General features: G+C 39.7%; 17 protein-coding genes. 7 read left to right on the plus strand and 10 right to left on the minus strand.

Features of this window, described 5'->3' with window-relative positions:
- Positions 1-66 precede the first annotated feature (66 nt).
- The 5 genes from PVK79_RS13885 to PVK79_RS13905 all read right to left on the minus strand — a co-directional run bounded on the left by PVK79_RS13885 (position 67) and on the right by PVK79_RS13905 (position 5,746).
- Complete coding sequence (locus tag PVK79_RS13885) at positions 67-1,791, minus strand: proline--tRNA ligase (RefSeq protein WP_257325949.1); 1,725 nt, start codon at positions 1,789-1,791, stop codon at positions 67-69.
- 90 nt (positions 1,792-1,881) lie between these two features.
- A complete protein-coding gene (gene tsaA / locus PVK79_RS13890) occupies positions 1,882-2,586 on the minus strand; it encodes a tRNA (N6-threonylcarbamoyladenosine(37)-N6)-methyltransferase TrmO (RefSeq protein WP_145233914.1) in 705 nt (234 codons plus the stop codon).
- A gap of 108 nt (positions 2,587-2,694) precedes the next feature.
- Complete coding sequence (locus PVK79_RS13895) at positions 2,695-3,267, minus strand: outer membrane beta-barrel protein (RefSeq protein ID WP_145233916.1); 573 nt, start codon at positions 3,265-3,267, stop codon at positions 2,695-2,697.
- A 222-nt stretch (positions 3,268-3,489) separates the two neighbouring features.
- Complete coding sequence (locus tag PVK79_RS13900) at positions 3,490-3,960, minus strand: acyl-CoA thioesterase (RefSeq protein ID WP_145233918.1); 471 nt, start codon at positions 3,958-3,960, stop codon at positions 3,490-3,492.
- A 139-nt stretch (positions 3,961-4,099) separates the two neighbouring features.
- Positions 4,100-5,746 (minus strand): electron transfer flavoprotein-ubiquinone oxidoreductase, encoded by a 1,647-nt coding sequence (locus tag PVK79_RS13905; RefSeq protein WP_257325952.1) that lies wholly within the window; start codon positions 5,744-5,746, stop codon positions 4,100-4,102.
- Between the two features lie 195 nt (positions 5,747-5,941).
- On the opposite strand from PVK79_RS13905, the gene PVK79_RS13910 reads away from it, so the two are divergent.
- The 4 genes from PVK79_RS13910 to PVK79_RS13925 all read left to right on the plus strand — a co-directional run bounded on the left by PVK79_RS13910 (position 5,942) and on the right by PVK79_RS13925 (position 10,243).
- A complete protein-coding gene (locus tag PVK79_RS13910) occupies positions 5,942-6,691 on the plus strand; it encodes an electron transfer flavoprotein subunit beta/FixA family protein (protein WP_257325953.1) in 750 nt (249 codons plus the stop codon).
- A complete protein-coding gene (locus tag PVK79_RS13915; protein WP_257325955.1) occupies positions 6,692-7,618 on the plus strand; it encodes an electron transfer flavoprotein subunit alpha/FixB family protein in 927 nt (308 codons plus the stop codon). It begins immediately after the preceding gene.
- 320 nt (positions 7,619-7,938) lie between these two features.
- A complete protein-coding gene (locus PVK79_RS13920; protein WP_149981098.1) occupies positions 7,939-9,762 on the plus strand; it encodes a protein kinase domain-containing protein in 1,824 nt (607 codons plus the stop codon).
- 49 nt (positions 9,763-9,811) lie between these two features.
- A complete protein-coding gene (locus PVK79_RS13925; RefSeq protein ID WP_257325956.1) occupies positions 9,812-10,243 on the plus strand; it encodes a DUF3859 domain-containing protein in 432 nt (143 codons plus the stop codon).
- Positions 10,244-10,343: 100 nt separating this feature from the next.
- Here PVK79_RS13925 and PVK79_RS13930 read toward each other — a convergent pair whose 3' ends face one another.
- Together PVK79_RS13930 and PVK79_RS13935 are read right to left on the minus strand one after the other, a co-directional pair.
- A complete protein-coding gene (locus PVK79_RS13930; protein ID WP_257325957.1) occupies positions 10,344-11,393 on the minus strand; it encodes a methionine synthase in 1,050 nt (349 codons plus the stop codon).
- 68 nt (positions 11,394-11,461) lie between these two features.
- The gene (locus PVK79_RS13935; protein ID WP_182717840.1) at positions 11,462-12,436 is read right to left on the minus strand and encodes a DUF1852 domain-containing protein; all 975 of its coding nucleotides are present in this window, start codon (positions 12,434-12,436) and stop codon (positions 11,462-11,464) included.
- Positions 12,437-13,008: 572 nt separating this feature from the next.
- On the opposite strand from PVK79_RS13935, the gene PVK79_RS13940 reads away from it, so the two are divergent.
- Entirely contained in the window at positions 13,009-13,818 is an 810-nt protein-coding gene (locus PVK79_RS13940; protein WP_257325958.1) for a sulfite exporter TauE/SafE family protein, read from the plus strand.
- A 200-nt stretch (positions 13,819-14,018) separates the two neighbouring features.
- Positions 14,019-14,894, plus strand: coding sequence for a hypothetical protein (locus tag PVK79_RS13945; protein WP_257325960.1), 876 nt, complete (start codon positions 14,019-14,021; stop codon positions 14,892-14,894).
- Between the two features lie 105 nt (positions 14,895-14,999).
- Here the strand turns inward: PVK79_RS13945 and PVK79_RS13950 are convergent, their stop codons facing one another.
- On the minus strand, positions 15,000-15,416 hold the full coding sequence (locus tag PVK79_RS13950) for a VF530 family protein (protein ID WP_145233938.1): 417 nt from the start codon (positions 15,414-15,416) through the stop codon (positions 15,000-15,002).
- Between the two features lie 189 nt (positions 15,417-15,605).
- On the opposite strand from PVK79_RS13950, the gene PVK79_RS13955 reads away from it, so the two are divergent.
- Complete coding sequence (locus PVK79_RS13955) at positions 15,606-16,172, plus strand: hypothetical protein (protein WP_149981103.1); 567 nt, start codon at positions 15,606-15,608, stop codon at positions 16,170-16,172.
- Between the two features lie 212 nt (positions 16,173-16,384).
- Here the strand turns inward: PVK79_RS13955 and acuI are convergent, their stop codons facing one another.
- Together acuI and acuR are read right to left on the minus strand one after the other, a co-directional pair.
- Positions 16,385-17,377, minus strand: coding sequence for an acrylyl-CoA reductase (NADPH) (acuI, locus tag PVK79_RS13960; RefSeq protein ID WP_182718836.1), 993 nt, complete (start codon positions 17,375-17,377; stop codon positions 16,385-16,387).
- A gap of 63 nt (positions 17,378-17,440) precedes the next feature.
- Positions 17,441-18,076: an acrylate utilization transcriptional regulator AcuR gene (gene acuR, locus PVK79_RS13965; RefSeq protein ID WP_257325963.1), complete on the minus strand. Its 636-nt coding sequence runs from the start codon at positions 18,074-18,076 to the stop codon at positions 17,441-17,443.
- Positions 18,077-18,465: the final 389 nt, after the last annotated feature.

Here is an 18,465-nt window from a genome sequence, read left to right on the forward strand (position 1 = left end):
ATTAATGATCGTGCAAAAACAAAAAAACCGCATTACGCGGTTTTTTTTTTCAGAAGGTGCTGATGATTAAGCGTTCATGGCCGCTTTGATTGCTTCAACAGCGGTATCAATATCTATCATTAATTTTTCACCAGTACGGCGATTTTTCAACTCAACCTTGTTTTCATCAAGATTACGCTCACCAATTACCAACGTGAAAGGTACACCGAGTAATTCCATGTCGTTAAACATCACACCTGGGCGCTCTTTACGGTCATCAAATAACACGTCTAAGCCTGCGGCTTTTAAACCGTCGTAAAGGTTATTAGCGATATCCGGTATACGATGCGATTTATGCATATTCATTGGCACAATGGCTAAATCGAATGGGGCGATTGGCTGTGGCCAAATAATGCCGTATTGATCATTATTTTGTTCAATAGCCGCTGCGACAATACGCGATACACCAATACCATAACAACCCATAGTCATTATTTGGTTTTTACCGCTTTCGTTTAATACTCCCGCTTTCATCGCTTCTGAGTACTTAGTACCAAGCTGGAAGATATGGCCAACTTCAATACCGCGTTTAATATGTAAAGTACCATTACCACATGGACTAGGATCACCTTCGACAATATTACGTAGATCAGCAACTTCATACTCAGTTACATCGCGATCCCAGTTAATACCGCTGTAATGCTCGTCATCTTTGTTAGCACCAGCTACAAAATCAGCCATTACGTTGGCTGTACGGTCTACTAAAATTGGCATGGTTAAGCCAACAGGGCCTAATGAACCCGGTTTAGCACCAATGGCTGCAATTATGTCAGCCTCGTTTGCCATTTCCAGTGGAGAATCTACTAATGGATGTTTTTCAGCTTTAAGTTCGTTAAGCTCATGATCGCCACGTATTACTAATGCAACTAAACCACGTTGACCATCTTCATTTGGCGCGCCGTAAACAATCAGTGTTTTAACACTGCGATGAGGTTTAACACCATAGTGTTTCTTTAGCTCGTCGATAGTTTTCGCATCAGGCGTAGGGAATGCTTTTAATTCTTTTGCGGCAGCAGGGCGCGCTTCACTTGGCGCTAATGCTTCTGCTTTTTCGATGTTTGCTGCATAGTCACTTTTATCACTAAAGGCGATAGCATCTTCACCTGATTCAGCTAACACATGAAATTCATGAGATACACTACCACCGATAGAGCCGGTATCAGCAATAACAGGACGGTAATCAAGGCCTAAGCGATCGAATATATTACAGTATGCTTTGTGCATTACTTGATAAGTTGCATCTAAACATTCTTCACTTAAATGAAATGAATAGGCATCTTTCATAGTAAATTCACGCGCGCGCATAACCCCAAAACGAGGACGACGTTCGTCGCGCACTTTTGTTTGTACTTGATACAAAGTAAGCGGTAATTGTTTATACGAACTTACTTCTTTACGAACAAAGTCGGTGATCACTTCTTCATGGGTTGGTCCTAACGCGAAAGTACGATTGTGACGGTCAGTAAAACGCATAAGTTCTGGGCCAAACTGCTCCCAACGGCCAGACTCTTCCCATAGATCCGCAGGTTGAATAATAGGCATCAACATTTCGATTGCACCTGATTTGTCCATTTCTTCACGCACAATGTTTTCGACTTTTCGTAACACGCGTAATCCAGAGGGTAACCAAGTATATAGGCCCGACGCGACGCGACGGATCATGCCCGCTCTTAACATTAATTGATGCGATACAATTTCAGCATCTGATGGCGTTTCTTTAAGTGTTGCGAGTATATATTGACTGGTACGCATGTTTATTCCGATAGTTATAAAATTATTATTTCAATTGGGCACTCAGTTTAGCAGCGGTTGCTTTTACACTAAAGCGCTAAGTGTGTTTTTCTAACTTTTTTCTATGCTAGTGACATAGTTATGCTCGTCGTTGACTTGCCAACGGATATTAAAATCATACAAGGTCATTCCATAACTTTGTTCACCCTCTTTTTGCTTTTTATAGGCAGGGCGAGGATCTTGCTTAAGTACATTACTAATAAAGTCATGCAACTCTGGGAAGTTGGTTTGCTGTTCAATAAACGCCTGCACTTGCGGGCTAAACTCAACGGTCATTTGCGTTTCTGGGCGCGTGTCAGCAAAGCCTGCAGTGGCATCAACCATGGCATCTGAATAAGGTAAATATGGTTTGATGTCTAAAATCGGGGTGCCATCAAGTAAATCTATGCCTGCCAATAATAAACACAGCTGGCCATTTTTATACTCTATGCCTTCAAGCTTGACGGCACTCATGCCTATGGCATTGGGTCTAAAGGTCGCGCGTGTGGCAAATACGCCTTTGCGCTCATTACCGCCTAAACGCGGTGGTCTAACCATGGCTGAGTAGCCTTTATCAGCAGTTTCATGAAAGCGAAACAATAACCAAATATGGCTAAATTCATCTAAACCACGAACAAATTCTTCACGGTTAAAATCAGCAGCAAATACCAACTTAGCTTTTGCTTGTGGAACTAAACGCGGTTGGCGAGGAATGGCGAACTTTTGTTTATAAGGAGATTGAATATGGCCAATAGCCGTTAGTTGAAAATCGCTCATGAAACTCAATTACTGTTAAAGATACGATATTCTAACCGCTAACAACAAAAAAGGCAGCTCGAAGCTGCCTTTTACTGCTAAATAACCTCAGAACAGGTTAAGCATTCCTTAAAACATATATTGTACAGATACTGATGCCACGTCCATATCTGGGTCAATATCGTCTTCTAATTCGTAACGCTCGTACTCAAAGCGTATTTGCATATTACTGGTAAATGCATATTCAATACCTGCACCGTAGAATATATCGCCACCACTTTGATCGGCTGATATTTCACCAAGGGCTGGAATATCACTGGTGACCTCGGCGTCCCATTCTAACCAACCACCTTTAGCGTAGACAGAAAAGCTTTCTGTTATTGGTGCTGCTAATCGTGCAGCAAGGGAGATACCATCTACCTCAGCGTAACTATCTATATCACTTACTTCATCAAAGTTTTGATAGGCCAGTTCTAAACTCAAATACTTATTAAATTGTGAACCAACATAGCCTTTGAGCATCTGTGAGTCGTCGTCAAAATCGATGTCGTTTTCAGAATCTTCAAATTGGAATGAGTATTGGCCGTAACCAATACCTGTATATACGCGAGGGTAATCCATGTTTGTTGTCTCTGCGCTAGCTGCAGTATTAAAACCTAACAATGCTAATGAGATAGCAGAAAGTGAAATTGATTTAATCATTTAATAGCTCCTTTACAAAATAAAAATATAACCTTTAAATTACCGGTTAATTTTAATATTGCATTGTGCGTGCCATGATTAATTTGGCTTAAAAACAGCCAGTTATAGTCTTTTATAGCATATAAAGTATACCAATGAGCGCTATTTAAACGCTCGTTCAGTTTGGCTGGAGAAAAGATTTCTGACTAGGATGTAGCTTTTACAGATAGATAGTTTAGGTGATCAGGGTTCTGATTTATGCAATAAAGTTTCAGTTTCTATGGCAATCTCTTTCATCTTAATTGCGTAGTTTTCTAATTTTTTGTCTTCATTACTCACTGCGATGTATTCTGGCACTGCTACGGGGTAACCTGTTTCGTCCATGGCAACAAAGCTAATTACACAGTGGTTAGTCTCAACTAAATTACGCGTTTTCGGATCGCCACAACGAACTTGTATAAAGATTTGCATACTGGTTTTACCAGTGTGGGCAATTTTAGCTTCAACTTCAACAATTTGACCAACTAGAATAGGGCGACGAAATTTAACCCCAGCGACAGATACAGTGACACAGTAATGACCACTCCAACCAGCAGCGCAGGCATAACCTGCTTGGTCAATCCACTTCATGACGACACCGCCATGAACCTTCCCGCCAAAATTCACATCGGTGGGCTCTGCTAAAAAACGGAATACAACATTAGACGACGGCATAAAAATATCTCACTCATATATAATTCTTATTAGCATAGCGCAAAAAAGGGGCCGAAGCCCCTGCAATTTAGGATAGGTTTATAATTTATATGTAAAATATTATTTTAACGCTGTATCAAGCGCTTTAATTGTATTTAGATTACATATTTGGGTAGTTGGGACCACCGGCTCCTTCAGGTGTTACCCAGGTGATGTTTTGGCTCGGATCTTTAATATCGCAGGTTTTACAATGCACGCAGTTTTGTGCATTGATCACAAACTCGTCTTTGCCGGCAATTTGCTGTATCTCATACACACCCGCCGGGCAATAGCGCTGAGCAGGCTCGTCAAATTTAACTAAGTTAACATCGATAGGAATAGCGCTATTTTTTAGTTTTAAATGACACGGCTGAGATTCTTCATGATTGGTATTTGATAAAAACACCGAAGATAATTTATCAAAGCTGAGTTGACCATCAGGCTTCGGGTAATCAATGACACTGGCCTGATTTTTATCAACTAGCGTTGCGTGATCTGGGATATTATCTTTAAAAGTAAAAGGTAATGCCCCTGCAAAAATATTTTGATCAAGGGTGTTATACGCACCACCAATAAATTTTCCTAGCTTATGCATCACAGGGCCAAAGTTACGTGATTGGTATAGCTCTTTATAAGCCCAGCTTTGTTTAAATGCTTCGCTGTAGTCAACTAAGTCAGTATGCTGTTGCTCGTTTGTAAGCGCGCTAAAGATCACCTCAGCGGCAATCATACCTGACTTCATCGCTGTGTGGTTGCCTTTGATTTTGGCAAAATTCAAAGTGCCCGCGTCACAGCCGACCAACAAACCACCCGGGAAGTGCATTTTTGGTAATGAGTGCAAGCCACCTTTTGCAATCGCACGAGCGCCATAAGCAATACGTTCGCCACCGGCTAATACATCTTTAAAGATTGGGTGGTGTTTCATGCGCTGAAATTCATCAAACGGGCTTAAATGCGGGTTTGAGTAATTTAAATCAACAATTAAGCCGACTACAACTTGATTATTATCACTGTGGTACATAAACGCACCACCGTTAGTATCTGCACTTAAGGGCCAACCGGTGCCATGAACTACCGTGCCTTGCTTGTGTTTAGCAGGATCGATTTGCCAAATTTCTTTAAAGCCTAAACCATAATGTTGCGGTGAGGCATCTTGATCAAGTGCAAACTGATTGATCAGCTGTTTACCTAAGTGACCACGACAACCTTCAGCAAATACAGTGTATTTAGCACGAAGTTCCATGCCAGGCATAAAGCCATCTTTTTCATTGCCATTGCTATCAAGGCCCATATCGCCGGTAATAATGCCTTTTACTGTGTCATCTTCAATAATCAGTGAGTGCGCGCTAAACCCTGGGAAAATCTCAACCCCTAGGTTTTCTGCTTGCTCTGCAAGCCAGCGGCATACATTACCCATAGAGACAATATAGTTATCAGTATTATGAAATGTTTTAGGTGCGGCAAAGTGAGGGATAGCGGTGGCTTTGCTGTCATTATTAAACCAATATATTTCATCACTGGTTACTTTAGTGGTCACTGGTGCGCCAAGTTCTTGCCAATTGGGCAGTAACTCGTCCAAAGCGGTGGTTTCAAATACTGCGCCCGATAAAATATGGGCGCCCACTTCAGAGCCTTTTTCAACCACGCAGATCATGCACTCTTGTTGTTTTTCTTGTGCTTGTTGCGCTAATCGTATGGCGGTAGCTAAGCCTGCAGGGCCTGCGCCGACAATAACGACATCAAATTCCATGGTTTCGCGTTCGACCATATTAACCTCTTTTATGTGACGGACCTGTGCCTTTACAAGGGCAATTTCATACTTGCAAATGAAACGTTACAGGCGATGAATAGTTTAAGGTTATTTTAGGTTGACGTTTACGTCAACAGGAAGTAGTCTGATTTCATAAAATAAATAGGTTGACGTACACGTTAGCTTGTAGGTTTAAATAATTATGGAGTTCCTATGAAAGTTCTCGTTCCAATAAAAAGAGTTATCGACTACAACGTAAAAGCACGCGTTAAAGCAGATAATAGCGACGTTGATCTAACTAATGTGAAAATGGCACTTAACCCATTTTGCGAGATTGCCATTGAAGAAGCTATCCGCTTAAAAGAGGCGGGCACTGCCACTGAAGTGATTGCTGTAACCATTGGTGCTAAAGCATCTCAAGAACAATTACGTACAGCACTGGCACTGGGCGCCGATAAAGCGATTCATATTGAGACTGACGAAAAATTAGAATCACTGCACGTTGCAAAGCTGCTTGCTAAAATCGTGGAGCAAGAAGCCCCTGAACTGGTGATTTTAGGTAAACAGTCGATTGATTCAGATAACAATCAAACAGGTCAAATGCTGGCGGCTCTTACCGGGCGCGGGCAAGGTACGTTTGCATCAAAGGTCGATATAGTAAATGGCACTGTTAATGTGACGCGTGAAGTTGATGGCGGTTTACAAACCGTGGCATTAAAGTTACCGGCCGTAGTCACAACAGACTTACGTTTGAATGAACCCCGTTATGCATCATTGCCAAATATTATGAAAGCCAAACGTAAACCACTTGAGGTAATTGCAGCTGATAGCTTAGGTGTAGACTTAACCCCGCGTATCGAACTTGTTGCGGTACATGAACCGGCAAAACGCAGTGGCGGTATCATTGTTGATGATGTAGCCCAGTTAGTTGATTTATTAAAAACACAAGCGAAGGTGATTTAAATGAAAACATTAGTTATAGCAGATCATGACAATGGCAGTTTAAAGCCTGAAACTTCTAAAACCATAAACGCAGCATTAAAGCTTGGTTTTGCTGTTGATGTACTAATTGCTGGTGAAAACGTAGCACCAATGAGTGAAATAGTGGCCAGTATTTCAGGTGTAAACACTGTGCTGGTGGCTGATCATAGCGAGTATGCGCATCAGTTAGCTGAAAATATCGCAGATTTAGTATTATCGCTTGCGCCAGATTATTCGCATCTTGTTGCTAGTGCCACTACAACGGGCAAAAACTTTATGCCACGTGTTGCCGCATTACTTGATGTTGCACAAATTTCAGAAATCATTGATGTGGTTGACGCTAATACATTTAAACGCCCAATCTATGCAGGTAATGCCATCGCAACTGTAAAATCACTGGATAGCAAAAAAGTGCTCACCGTTCGTGCAAGTAGCTTTGATCTGCAAGGTGAGCAAGCTCCCGCTGAGAGTCGTGTTGTTGATTCTGTGTTTAGCAGTGAATTAAGCGCATTTGTAAGTGTTGAGCAAACCGAATCTGAGCGCCCAGAGTTAACTGCTGCGCAAGTGGTTATATCAGGTGGACGCGGTATGCAAAATGGCGAGAACTTTTCATTACTTAATGGTATTGCCGATAAACTAGGCGCGGCAATTGGTGCGTCTCGTGCTGCGGTTGACGCAGGCTTTGTGCCAAACGATATGCAAGTGGGTCAAACCGGTAAGATCGTTGCGCCTAACTTATATATTGCTGTAGGTATTAGTGGCGCAATTCAGCACTTAGCGGGTATGAAAGACTCTAAAGTAATTGTGGCTATCAATAAAGATCCCGATGCGCCAATCTTCCAAGTGGCGGATTATGGTTTAGTAGCAGATTTATTTGATGTGCTACCAGAGCTTGAACAAGCACTCTAATTTATAACGATTCTGGTTGTTAAAAGCTGTTGTGATCAGTTCGCTGATCACGCGGCTTTTTTTCTTTTATTTTACCAATCATAAAGTCTGTATTATCTAACTAAGCAATTACCATGAATAAGGAGTATCACCTGTCGTTTAGTGAGTTGGGGGCATTATTTTTTAACACACATTGCCTTTTTACACTTTTTTTGCGCAAAATGTCAGGACACGCTAAGCTGAGGCTAAATGACTAGAAATTTAGAACTAAAAAATTAATAATCAATAAGCTAGCGTCACCCTTATCCCTTACTTTTTTTAGAATACGTTGAGACCTCGCAGTGAAAACCAAAGCAATCCGCAATTTTTATATCAATGAAGAGCAGTCGGTCTATTTGCTTTCGCACCATGACGCCAAAAAACACCGCCAATGGCTTAATATCTGTATTAAGCAACTCACTAATTTAGGCTACAGCCAGGTTGAAATGATTGGCTCGGGTGCTTTTGGATTTGTATTTGCGGGTTTAGATGAGCGTAAACTTCCTTGGGTGTTTAAATTTTCACGTATCACCTTGGCGCAAAGTGTACGTGATCGACTTGAGGACGAAGCGTATATGCTCTCGCAAGTTGATAACCCATTAGTGCCTAAGTTTTATGCTTTTGAACGGATAAAAAAGCAGGGCATTTTAATGATGGCTCGCGCGTTAGGCGAAGACTTAGAAAAAGTATCACTTAAAAAAGGCCGCTTTAGCGCCGCAGCAATCACCAGTTTAGCGCTAAAACTACGTAATGTATTAATAGACCTACGCACTCAGCAAAATGGCATAACGCCACAACCGATTGTGCATGGCGATATCAAGCCCTCTAATCTAGTGTGGGATGAACATACCCAAGGCTTATCGCTGGTGGACTGGGGCAGCTCAGTGTATGCCCAAATAGACAGTAATGGCGAGCCAATCACCAGTAACTTTATGGATTTAATGTCTGGCGATTTAAGTACCACCAATGCGCGGATGGGGGATGTGTATTTTATTGGTGATGAGCAAATGTCAGGTGCTAAATCATCGCCGCGTTTTGATGAGCAAGGCGTGGCGTCGACCTTATACGCACTGGCTTCTGCACAATCATGCCGATTTGGCGCGCAAGTGATCCCAGCCAGTTCACTAGGACTCCCTATGGAGCTTGCAAAAGTGATTGACGGTATGCTCTCTAAAAATAAAATTACAAGAGACGGGGCGGGTGATTACTTTATGCGTAATATGCCTGCTATGGCAAAAGCATATTTACCAGAGCTCAATTTAGCTGAAGATGTGCGAGCCAATATTCCATTTTGGTTTGGTAACGATGACGAACTACCTGATACTGTGGTTTATAGCTCACGTAAACAATTTTTACGCCAAGCCGACCATAACCAACAACTGCTTGATGTAAATGACGCTCAATTGGACCGGTATTATAAAGAATTCCTGTTTGATACCGGCGATACTGAAAAAGCATTTTTAGCCTCTATCAGCCGATTAGCAAAATACCCAGTAGTAGGGGGCTTAAGCTTTCATTGGAAAGAAGAATCACTGTTCGTTGAATCATCACTGATCATGCATGACGAAAGTCTAGGCCATGCTTTTACCCAAGCGGTTAATAATACCGTGATGTTGGCACAAGGCATTCATCAAAAAGGCTTATTTAAGTGTTGTTTATTTGATGCCAGAAAGACCATTCAACTGGAGCGTGATGGCACAGGTGCATTTAAGTTTGAACAACTTCCAGAGCTTGACTATGAGGTAATGAATTTAAAAAGCTCAGAAGTCACCAGACCACATTCGTATTTTGAAGACGGTAAAGATCCGGACGAGCAACTGCAGCTACCTAAAAAAGTGATCAAATGCGTATTTGAGTTAAACCAAATACATCATACCGGCTGCATTATTTTTGAAGCTTTACCAGATAGAATGAAAATACATCATTACTATCGTTTGTTAGATGGCACTAAAGAAGCACAGTTTAAGCGCTTGCTTAATAAGTTGATGCAATATGCGGTGAGTATTACTGATGTCGGTGTCGCTGGCTTTATGAAACTACCTTACAAAAACACCCGTGAGTTTGCCTTGTGTGATCGCCAGCCTGATTTTTTCTATCCTAAAGATCCTAAACGTTTTGGCGCTTAATTTTGCCGTATAAATACGTTAAACTAATGCATCAAAAAAAGGATAAATAATGGCAAAAACTAAGCCCGTAATCACTATGCAAAGCTTTGGTATTTATACAAAGTGGGACTCATCATCAAAAGCCTTACCGCAAATTCAAGCATTTACCACAAAAGTACCCGCACAACTCGATGTGGAGTTTGGTTTTATCATTAATATTAAAAAAGCCAAAGGCGAAAAGCTTCATTATTGTATTTATCATCCTGACATACCGGATGCTGATGGTGAGGTAATGCCACCATTTGACGGCTTTGAATACGTTAAAGACAATGACTGGCACTTTTACCTAGGCGATACCTTGTGGCAACTCATCAGCAATAAAATAGGTGACTGGCGTATGACCATAGAGCTAAACGGCAAACTGATTGCCGATAAAACATTTTCAGTGTTTGAACAAGAGTCAATGTCAGAAATCGAATTTTGGCAAAAGCGCGGGTATTAAATACTTTATGTATATAGGCTTATTGTATTTGTAGTAAGTGTAATTGTTGAAAATAAATTAGGACGAGGTGGTTACTCCACCTCATGAAATAAATTAGATTTTAATTACTTTGAGCCAGCTCATTTCTAATAATCTCTGCGCCTGCGGTTAACGCATTGAGCTTACCTCTTGCAACTGCGCGAGGTAGCGGAGCCATACCACAGTTAGTACACGGGTAGAGCTTGTCAGCATCGACAAACTGCAGTGCTTTACGTAGCGTATTTGCCACTTCTTCAGGTGTTTCTATGGTATTGGTGGCAACGTCAATGGCGCCTACCATTACTTTTTTACCGCGAATAAGTTCAAGTAGTTCCATTGGTACATGAGAGTTGTGACATTCTAATGAGATAATATCAATATTAGATTGCTGCAGTTTTGGAAATGCTTCTTCGTATTGTCGCCATTCTGAGCCTAACGTTTTTTTCCAATCTGTATTGGCTTTGATACCATAACCATAACAAATATGTACGGCCGTTTCGCATTTAAGGCCTTCAATGGCTTTTTCTAAACACGCAATTCCCCAATCATTTACCTCATCAAAAAACACGTTAAATGCAGGCTCATCAAATTGAATGATATCAACCCCCGCAGCTTCTAGTTCTTTGGCTTCTTGATTAAGAATTTTGGCAAATTCCCAAGCGAGCTGTTCGCGGCTTTTATAATGGTCATCATAAAGTGTATCTATCATAGTCATAGGACCTGGTAGCGCCCATTTGATCGGTTGTTTGGTTTGGCTGCGTAAAAACTTAGCATCATCAACAAAAACCGGTTTTATACGACTAACAGGACCTACCACAGTAGGTACACTGGCATCATAGCGGTCACGAATTCTCACCGTTTTACGGTTTTCAAAATCTACACCGTTAAGGTGCTCAATAAATGTGGTAACAAAGTGTTGGCGTGTTTGTTCGCCATCACTGACAATATCAATACCTGCGCATTGTTGCTCTTGTAGAGAGAGCCGTAACGCATCGTGTTTGCCGTCAATTAATTCATCACCTTGAAGTTTCCAAGGTGACCAAAGAGTCTCCGGCTCTGCAAGCCATGAAGGTTTAGGTAAGCTGCCTGCAGTTGAAGTCGGTAATATTGTTTTGCTAAGAGATGTTTTCATAATAAATAATGCCATTTATTTGGGTTAACTTTTTAAGTTGCGATTGAATCTAACGATTGAACTCGCTATTACGCGTAATTAGCAGACCATTGCTCAAGCACTGTTTGATATGGCTTGATGAAGTGCTGCTCAGCAAATTTCCCCTGTTCATTCGCCAATTTACTGCGCTCTTCACGGTCATAAACAATTTGCGTGAGTGAATGATCTAGGTTCTTCAAATTTGGTTGATATGATTTCCCCGCAGTCGCATTGGCATTATAGATTTCTGGTCGGTAGATTTTTTGAAATGTCTCCATAGTGCTAATAGTGCTAATAAGCTCAAGATGAGTGTAATCATTTAGCAAATCACCAACAAAATAAAAGGCTAAGGGCGCTACACTATTTGGCGGCATAAAATAACGCACCTGCAAGCCCATTTTTTTGAAATATTGCTCAGTCAAAGACGGTTCATTTGGCTGATATTCAACACCTAATGCAGGGTGCTGATTTTCAGTACGATGATAGGTCTTGTTATCCGAAACACTTAGGCATATTACTGGCGGCTTTTTAAAGTGCTTTTTGTAGCTGTCAGAACTAATAAAATATTTAAATAGTTTGCCATGCAGCTCGCCAAAGTTATCAGGGATACTAAATTTAGGCTGATCTTTATTATGTTCTTGCAGTAATACGCTAAAATCATAGTCGCGCACATAGGAGGAAAAATTATTTCCTACAATGCCTTCAATGCGTTTGTTAGTGTGATGATCAACAATATTTGTTTTCAATATTTCAATCGATGGAAAGCTATTACCACTGCCAGCAATATCCATATCAACAGAAATGATTTCAAGCTCTACAGAATAACGATCCGCTTTTGGGTTATCCCACTGCGCCAAGGCATTAAAACGGTTATCGATCATTTTTAAGGCGTTGCGTAAGTTTGCTTGGCGATAACTGCCTCTGGCCAAGTTTGCAAAATTGGTAGTGATACGTGTATTAGCTGCTGGATGATAATTTTCATCGAGACAAATACTCTTAATAGTAAATGTGAAATCTTTAGTCATGGTGATCTGTATCCAATTATCTGATTTAAAACCTGCGTTTATGCTGTGCTCTTGAGCGAATTAACGTTACTGATCTCTCAGTAAGTGATGTTCACAGTTTTTGTGTTTGTGCCTGATGGCTTAATTAAAACCGCTGTAAAACTGTGTTGCCTCTAAGAGTTGAGCTATTTATACGTGGATCGGTACATGAATAAAAACGGTTTAATTTCACCTAAAACATGAACCACATTCATGGTTACTAAAGTTACCTGTACCTGATTATAAATAGTGCGCAATTTTGGCTTAAAATATAAAAATTTAACCTTTTAATCTTGGCTGTCTAGCCATCTGGATGTTTGCGTTGTATTTTTTTCATCTAAAACATGAGGATTATTCAGGGCTTAACGCAGGCAAAAATATAAAGTGCTGTTAGTTATATTGATATACTCGCGATTGTATAGTGAGTTAAGAACATGTTGTTGTATTGCATAGCTAATGACTTGCTAAGCAGTAAATTTATGAAAGCTCACTTGCAGCCTTAATAACTGCATTCATCTAGGATGATTGCCCTCAATAATAAAGAGACGAACGGAATGAATGAATTACTGGTGTTAGTTGTGTACTGTGCATTATTAGGCAGTGGCGTGGGGTTTTTAGCGGGTTTACTAGGCATTGGCGGCGGATTGGTAATTGTGCCTGTATTGAGTAGTATTTTACTGCATTTTGAAATATTACCAGCAGAGCAAGTTGTTATTGCAGCCATTGCCACGTCTCTTGCATCCATACTTTTTACATCCACCTCTTCTGCAATAGCTCACCATAAAAATGGCAATGTACCTTGGGAGCAAGCGCCGTGGGTAATGACGGGTGTAGCACTTGGCGCGCTGATAAGCGGATTTTTAGCGGCACTACTGCCTGAAAAAATAGTGCGAATTGTATTTGCGGTGACAGTAGTACTGATTGCCATTAAAATGTTTTTAAGCAGTAAGGGAAATACAGCACAAGAGCGCGCAATGCCAAATAAAGGCTTATTAACAGTTTTAACGACAATCACCGGCGGTGTGTCAGCGATGATAGGGATAGGCGGCGGGGCGTTGCTAGTGCCTTTATTAACGTTTTTCTCGGTAAATATGAAAAAAGCCATTGGCTGCGCCTCTGCATGTGGCATTGTTATCGCGTTATTTGGCTCAATTGGTTACATCAGCTCTGGTAGTGAATTGTATGCTCTAGAGGATGGATTCGCTGGGTTTGTTTATCTGCCTGCATTATTCGGTATTATTTGCACATCTTGGTTTACCGCGGCATTAGGAGCAAAATCCACCCATTATTTACCAGTGTCCTTGATCAAAAAAATCTTCGCAGCATTATTGCTAGCAACCGCAGTAAAAATGATTATGTATTGATGGGAAGTGCGGGCAACAGTAACAGTTCTGTAATCGAAGCGAAGAGTTAACTCACAGGATGGGGATTTGACAGCTTGTTACTAGGCCTAAAGTGGCGAATATTCAAAGTACTGCTCATTTATTGGTGCAGTACGTCTCGCTGCTTAGTTGTTAACTACTTGAGATTCGTGTAAAAAGGGTTTTTAAGCGAAGGAATGTAGATGAGTAAAAGGACTAAAAACAACCCTGTTTTTTGGTATGTCACAATACTGTTAGGAATATTCGCTGTTGTTGTGTTTTTCTTTTTTATTAGGTTTAGCTTTAATTTAGAAACACCCATTAATAATTGGGTTGATACCGCAAGTTACTTTAACGGTATTTTAACTCCGCCATTATTAGCAATCACTTCCATTCTAATTTTTCTAACTTGGAAAACAAGTAAATTAGAGTTAAAAGAAACAAGAAAGATTTTAGATAAACAATTAGATTTGATTAGTACTCAGAATCTTACGATAGATAGACCTTTTTTATATCAAATCTTCAGAGGTAAACTTCAAAGGTTTGATAATATATTAAATAGCACTTACGATTGTGACTCTTTTATTGAACTTTATATTTGGGTTAATGAAAATAGACTTGTTGAGATTGAATGGTTAAAAGACGAGTACCTTAATAAAAACTCGTATGTTAATAGCATTGATTGGCAAGATTGGGTATCGTACCTTGCTGATATTTATATTAAAAACAAAATGCATGAGTTTACTTATTTAGAGTTGCTGAGTTGCACTCTATTTGACTTAGATGATATAAAATTGAAAGATGAAAAAGATGTTGTAGCTATTGATAAAATAATCAAAGTAAGGGAGCTAGAGATAGCTATTTCTCAAAATACAGAAACAGGTGTTTTTCTTGACTTAATACACCAATATCGTTTGATTAAAGACTTAATCTCATCATGTAATGACGTTGAATTAAAACGTCTCTATGATGATGAAATGGATTTTGTAGTCCGAAAAAATATACAGAACAGAATGGACCATCTAATTTCGATAAAAACTGGTAGCGATGTAACCATGCTAACTAGCCAAAAGATCTAAACTCTCTAACTTTACTAGTGTTGAATAGTTAATTTACAAAGATTAAGTACAAAAAAGCTGGCACACTGCCAGCTTAATTATTAAAACATTTGTTAGCACCTAGCTCTAATTACCCCAAGGATTACTCGCATTAGAGCGTTGTTTACGCGTCCGTGCACGATCTTTGGCTTCTTTTTTCGCTTGAATACGTTTTGCGTCACTAAAACTTAACTCACATGGTTCACCCGGTTTATGATCTTCAGGAATAACGCGGTCACGTGGTGGTAGTTCATATTGAACATCATCGGGTTTAGGTAGATTTTTTAATCTATAAAGATAAAAGTTTTCAACTTTATCTTGTGCCCACTGGGTTTTACGCAAAAATTTAACTGCAGATTTGATGTCAGGGTTGTTTTTAAAACAATTTAGCAGTAGATAAGCATGTAAAAGCTCCCACCCATATTGATCAACTAACTCTGATACAACTTGCTCAAGTTTAACGCCTTGTAGCGGGTTATTGCCGAATAAATCTTCATTACTCATGTTTTACACTCTTTTTCTAAAATCTAATCTCAGAATTATAATTTTTATCACGATAATTTGATACAAGAATATCAAGTCAGTTTGCTTGTGTAATTTACATTTGTTTAGTTTATCGGTAATATTAGTGTGCTTTAATAAGTATTGGCATGACGCCACAACATTGGATGATAGATTTAAGGAATAATATACATGGGTCTTTTTAATAAAATTAAAACACAAGCTACCACTATTGGTTCAAATATCAGCGAATCAACGTCTAAACTAAGCTCTGATATGAGCACCTCAATGAAAGAGAACTCAAAGTTATCGGCGATCCGCTCTGAGATCACTTCAATAGAAGGGCAGCTAAATATTGGTTATCAAGATATTGGTAAAAAATACGTAGAAAATTTACTAGAAAACCAAGGACAAAATATCGAAAGTGCTTTGCAAGAAGCATTAAACCGTGTTGAACCGTTACTTGAGAAAAAAATTGAGCTTGAAGATGAAGCTATTGAAATTGAGAAAAAGCTAAAAGATCAAATCATCATTCAAGAAAAAGCAATTTTTCAAAAAGAATACGATCAAGAAAAAGAGAAGCTTGAAAAAGCCGTTAAACTTGATGTGATCTCTGTAGCAGAAAAAGAACAGAAATTAGCTAAAGCACGATTAAAACTTGATAATTTTGACACTATTCGTAAAGTTAAAAAACAGTATGAAATGAGTTTAATTTCAAAAGACGAATTAAACGAAAAGCTTGCTGCTTTAGGCGTGTAATGACGAAGAAATTAAAGCTTCTTTTACAAGAAGCTTTAATAATACCAATTGAGTTAAATATTTAACCATTCTAGCGGGCTAAATGAAGCGCTAACTACGTCAGTAATTTTTCAAGTAGAACAACGACATGTCAAAATTCCTGTCTTGTTATTACTGCATTTCTATGTCGCTATAAATACTTAGTAACTTAACACGATTGGTAGAACTTATTTTTACTGTTGGCAATTTACTACTACACGGCCTCGGATATTTCCGGCCATCAGCTCATCAGCCGCGTTAATAACCTGCTCTAAATTAATTTCAGTCGATATTTTATCTAAGTAGCTCTGCTCAACAAGCTCACCTAGACGTTGCCATGCTTGGATGCGGTCGACCTTTGGACGCATTACACTGTCTATGCCGATTAATGAAATACCACGCAAAATAAACGGCGCAACGGATGCAGGAAAATCCATGCCTTGTGCTAAACCGCAAGCAGTAACTACACCGCCATACTTTAAAGAAGCACAAATATTAGCAAGGGTGTGACTGCCAACTGAATCAATGGCTGCAGCAAAACGTTCTTTTGCTAATGGCTTACCTGGATTTGATAGCTCATTTCGGTCGATCACTTCAGAGGCACCAAGTTGTTTTAAATGTTCGCTTTGATCTACACGACCTGTTGCTGCAACTACGGTAAAACCTAGTAGATTAAGTAAATAGACGGCAAAGCTACCCACACCACCGTTTGCACCCGTAACTAAAATATCACCAGAGTCGGGAGTGATGCCTTGCTTTTCAAGCGCAATAATACTGAGCATCGCGGTGTAACCGGCAGTACCAATTTGCATGGCCTGTTTAGGTGTTAACGACGTTGGGAGTGGGATCAACCAATCGCCATTAACAGCGGCTTGTTGAGCCAGACCCCCCCAGTATTTTTCGCCAACACCAAAGCCATTTAATAATACCAACTGATCAATAGCGAACTCGCTAGAATCACTGGCTGTTACTTTACCCACTAAATCAATACCCGGCACCATAGGAAATGAGCGCACCACGGGGCCTTTTCCTGTGATAGCTAAACCATCTTTATAATTTAGGGTGCTGTAAAGCACATCTAATTTGACAGGGAGATTGGGTAATTCGCTATTATTTAGTGTTTGTACTGACGCGGTATACTTATCGTCAGTATTATTTATAACAATGGCTTTAAATTGATTGTTCATCTGGACTCCATTTAGACCGATCGTCTTTTAATTGTTATGCAAAAAGAGCAATTACTTAAGCCGTTACCTAAGCAATGCACGTAAAAACATTTCAGTATATAAAATAAGTGGCTGAGTATTTTTAGTTAGCTTGGCACGCATTACAGCACCTTCCCAGCCAATCCAAAAAAATTCACTCATTTGTGTGGTATTCACGTTGGCTGCAATAACACGCTCCTGCTGAGCTTGTGCCAGGCAAACTTGCACATGTTGTTGCCAAATCTCGTAGCTGGTTAATAGTTTATTTTTAAAGTCATCGCTGAGGTGGTTTAGTTCCTGATTTAAATTACCGACTAGACAACCGCGACTAAAATTGTACTTTTGCATACCCCTTGCTGCACTTTGGGTGAAATTGATTAGTCGCTCTAAAGGAGGGATATCGCTTGCCCCTAGATAGCGAATAAGTTTAGCAACAAAGTAATCGTTGTAAGCGTCTATAACAGCTAACCCGTAGGCATCTTTATTATTAAAGTAGTGGTAAAAAGAACCTTTTGGAACACCTACTTTTTTTAAAATAGTATCAAGTCCTGTGGCACTGAAGCCAAACTCGGTAAGTGTTTCTACCCCCGTAGCAATAAGTAATGCTTTGGTGTCGGCATTACTGCGGGCAACTTTTGGTGGGCGACCACGTCGTGGTGGATTTTGACTGTTTTTTAGCATAAACACATATTAGACCGATCGTATTTATATATGCAAGGATTAATTATTAAACAATTTAAAAAAGTGTACGTGAAATGTGGGCTAATTAAGTGCGAATAAGCCGCAGTAAAGTGGTCTGAAATGAGTTCAAGAATTAAACTTCTTTACTATTAATGAGTTGAAATAAATTTGTCATAATTACATTTTTTATAGGAACTTCATCCATAAACCGCAGTCACAATTAGAGCAGGAAACTGCGTGTTAGTGATTAGATAGTCGTAATTTTTTGTACATATATGGGTCGCACAGAAGATGGTACGACCACTTTACTTTTTTATATGTTAATTCATTTTTGCATCAGCAGCTTAGTTAAAGTCAATTTATTTAATTGCTTTTGTGATTTGAATTTA

The sequence above is a fragment of the Pseudoalteromonas rhizosphaerae genome, from assembly GCF_028885455.1.
Lineage (GTDB): Bacteria > Pseudomonadota > Gammaproteobacteria > Enterobacterales > Alteromonadaceae > Pseudoalteromonas > Pseudoalteromonas rhizosphaerae.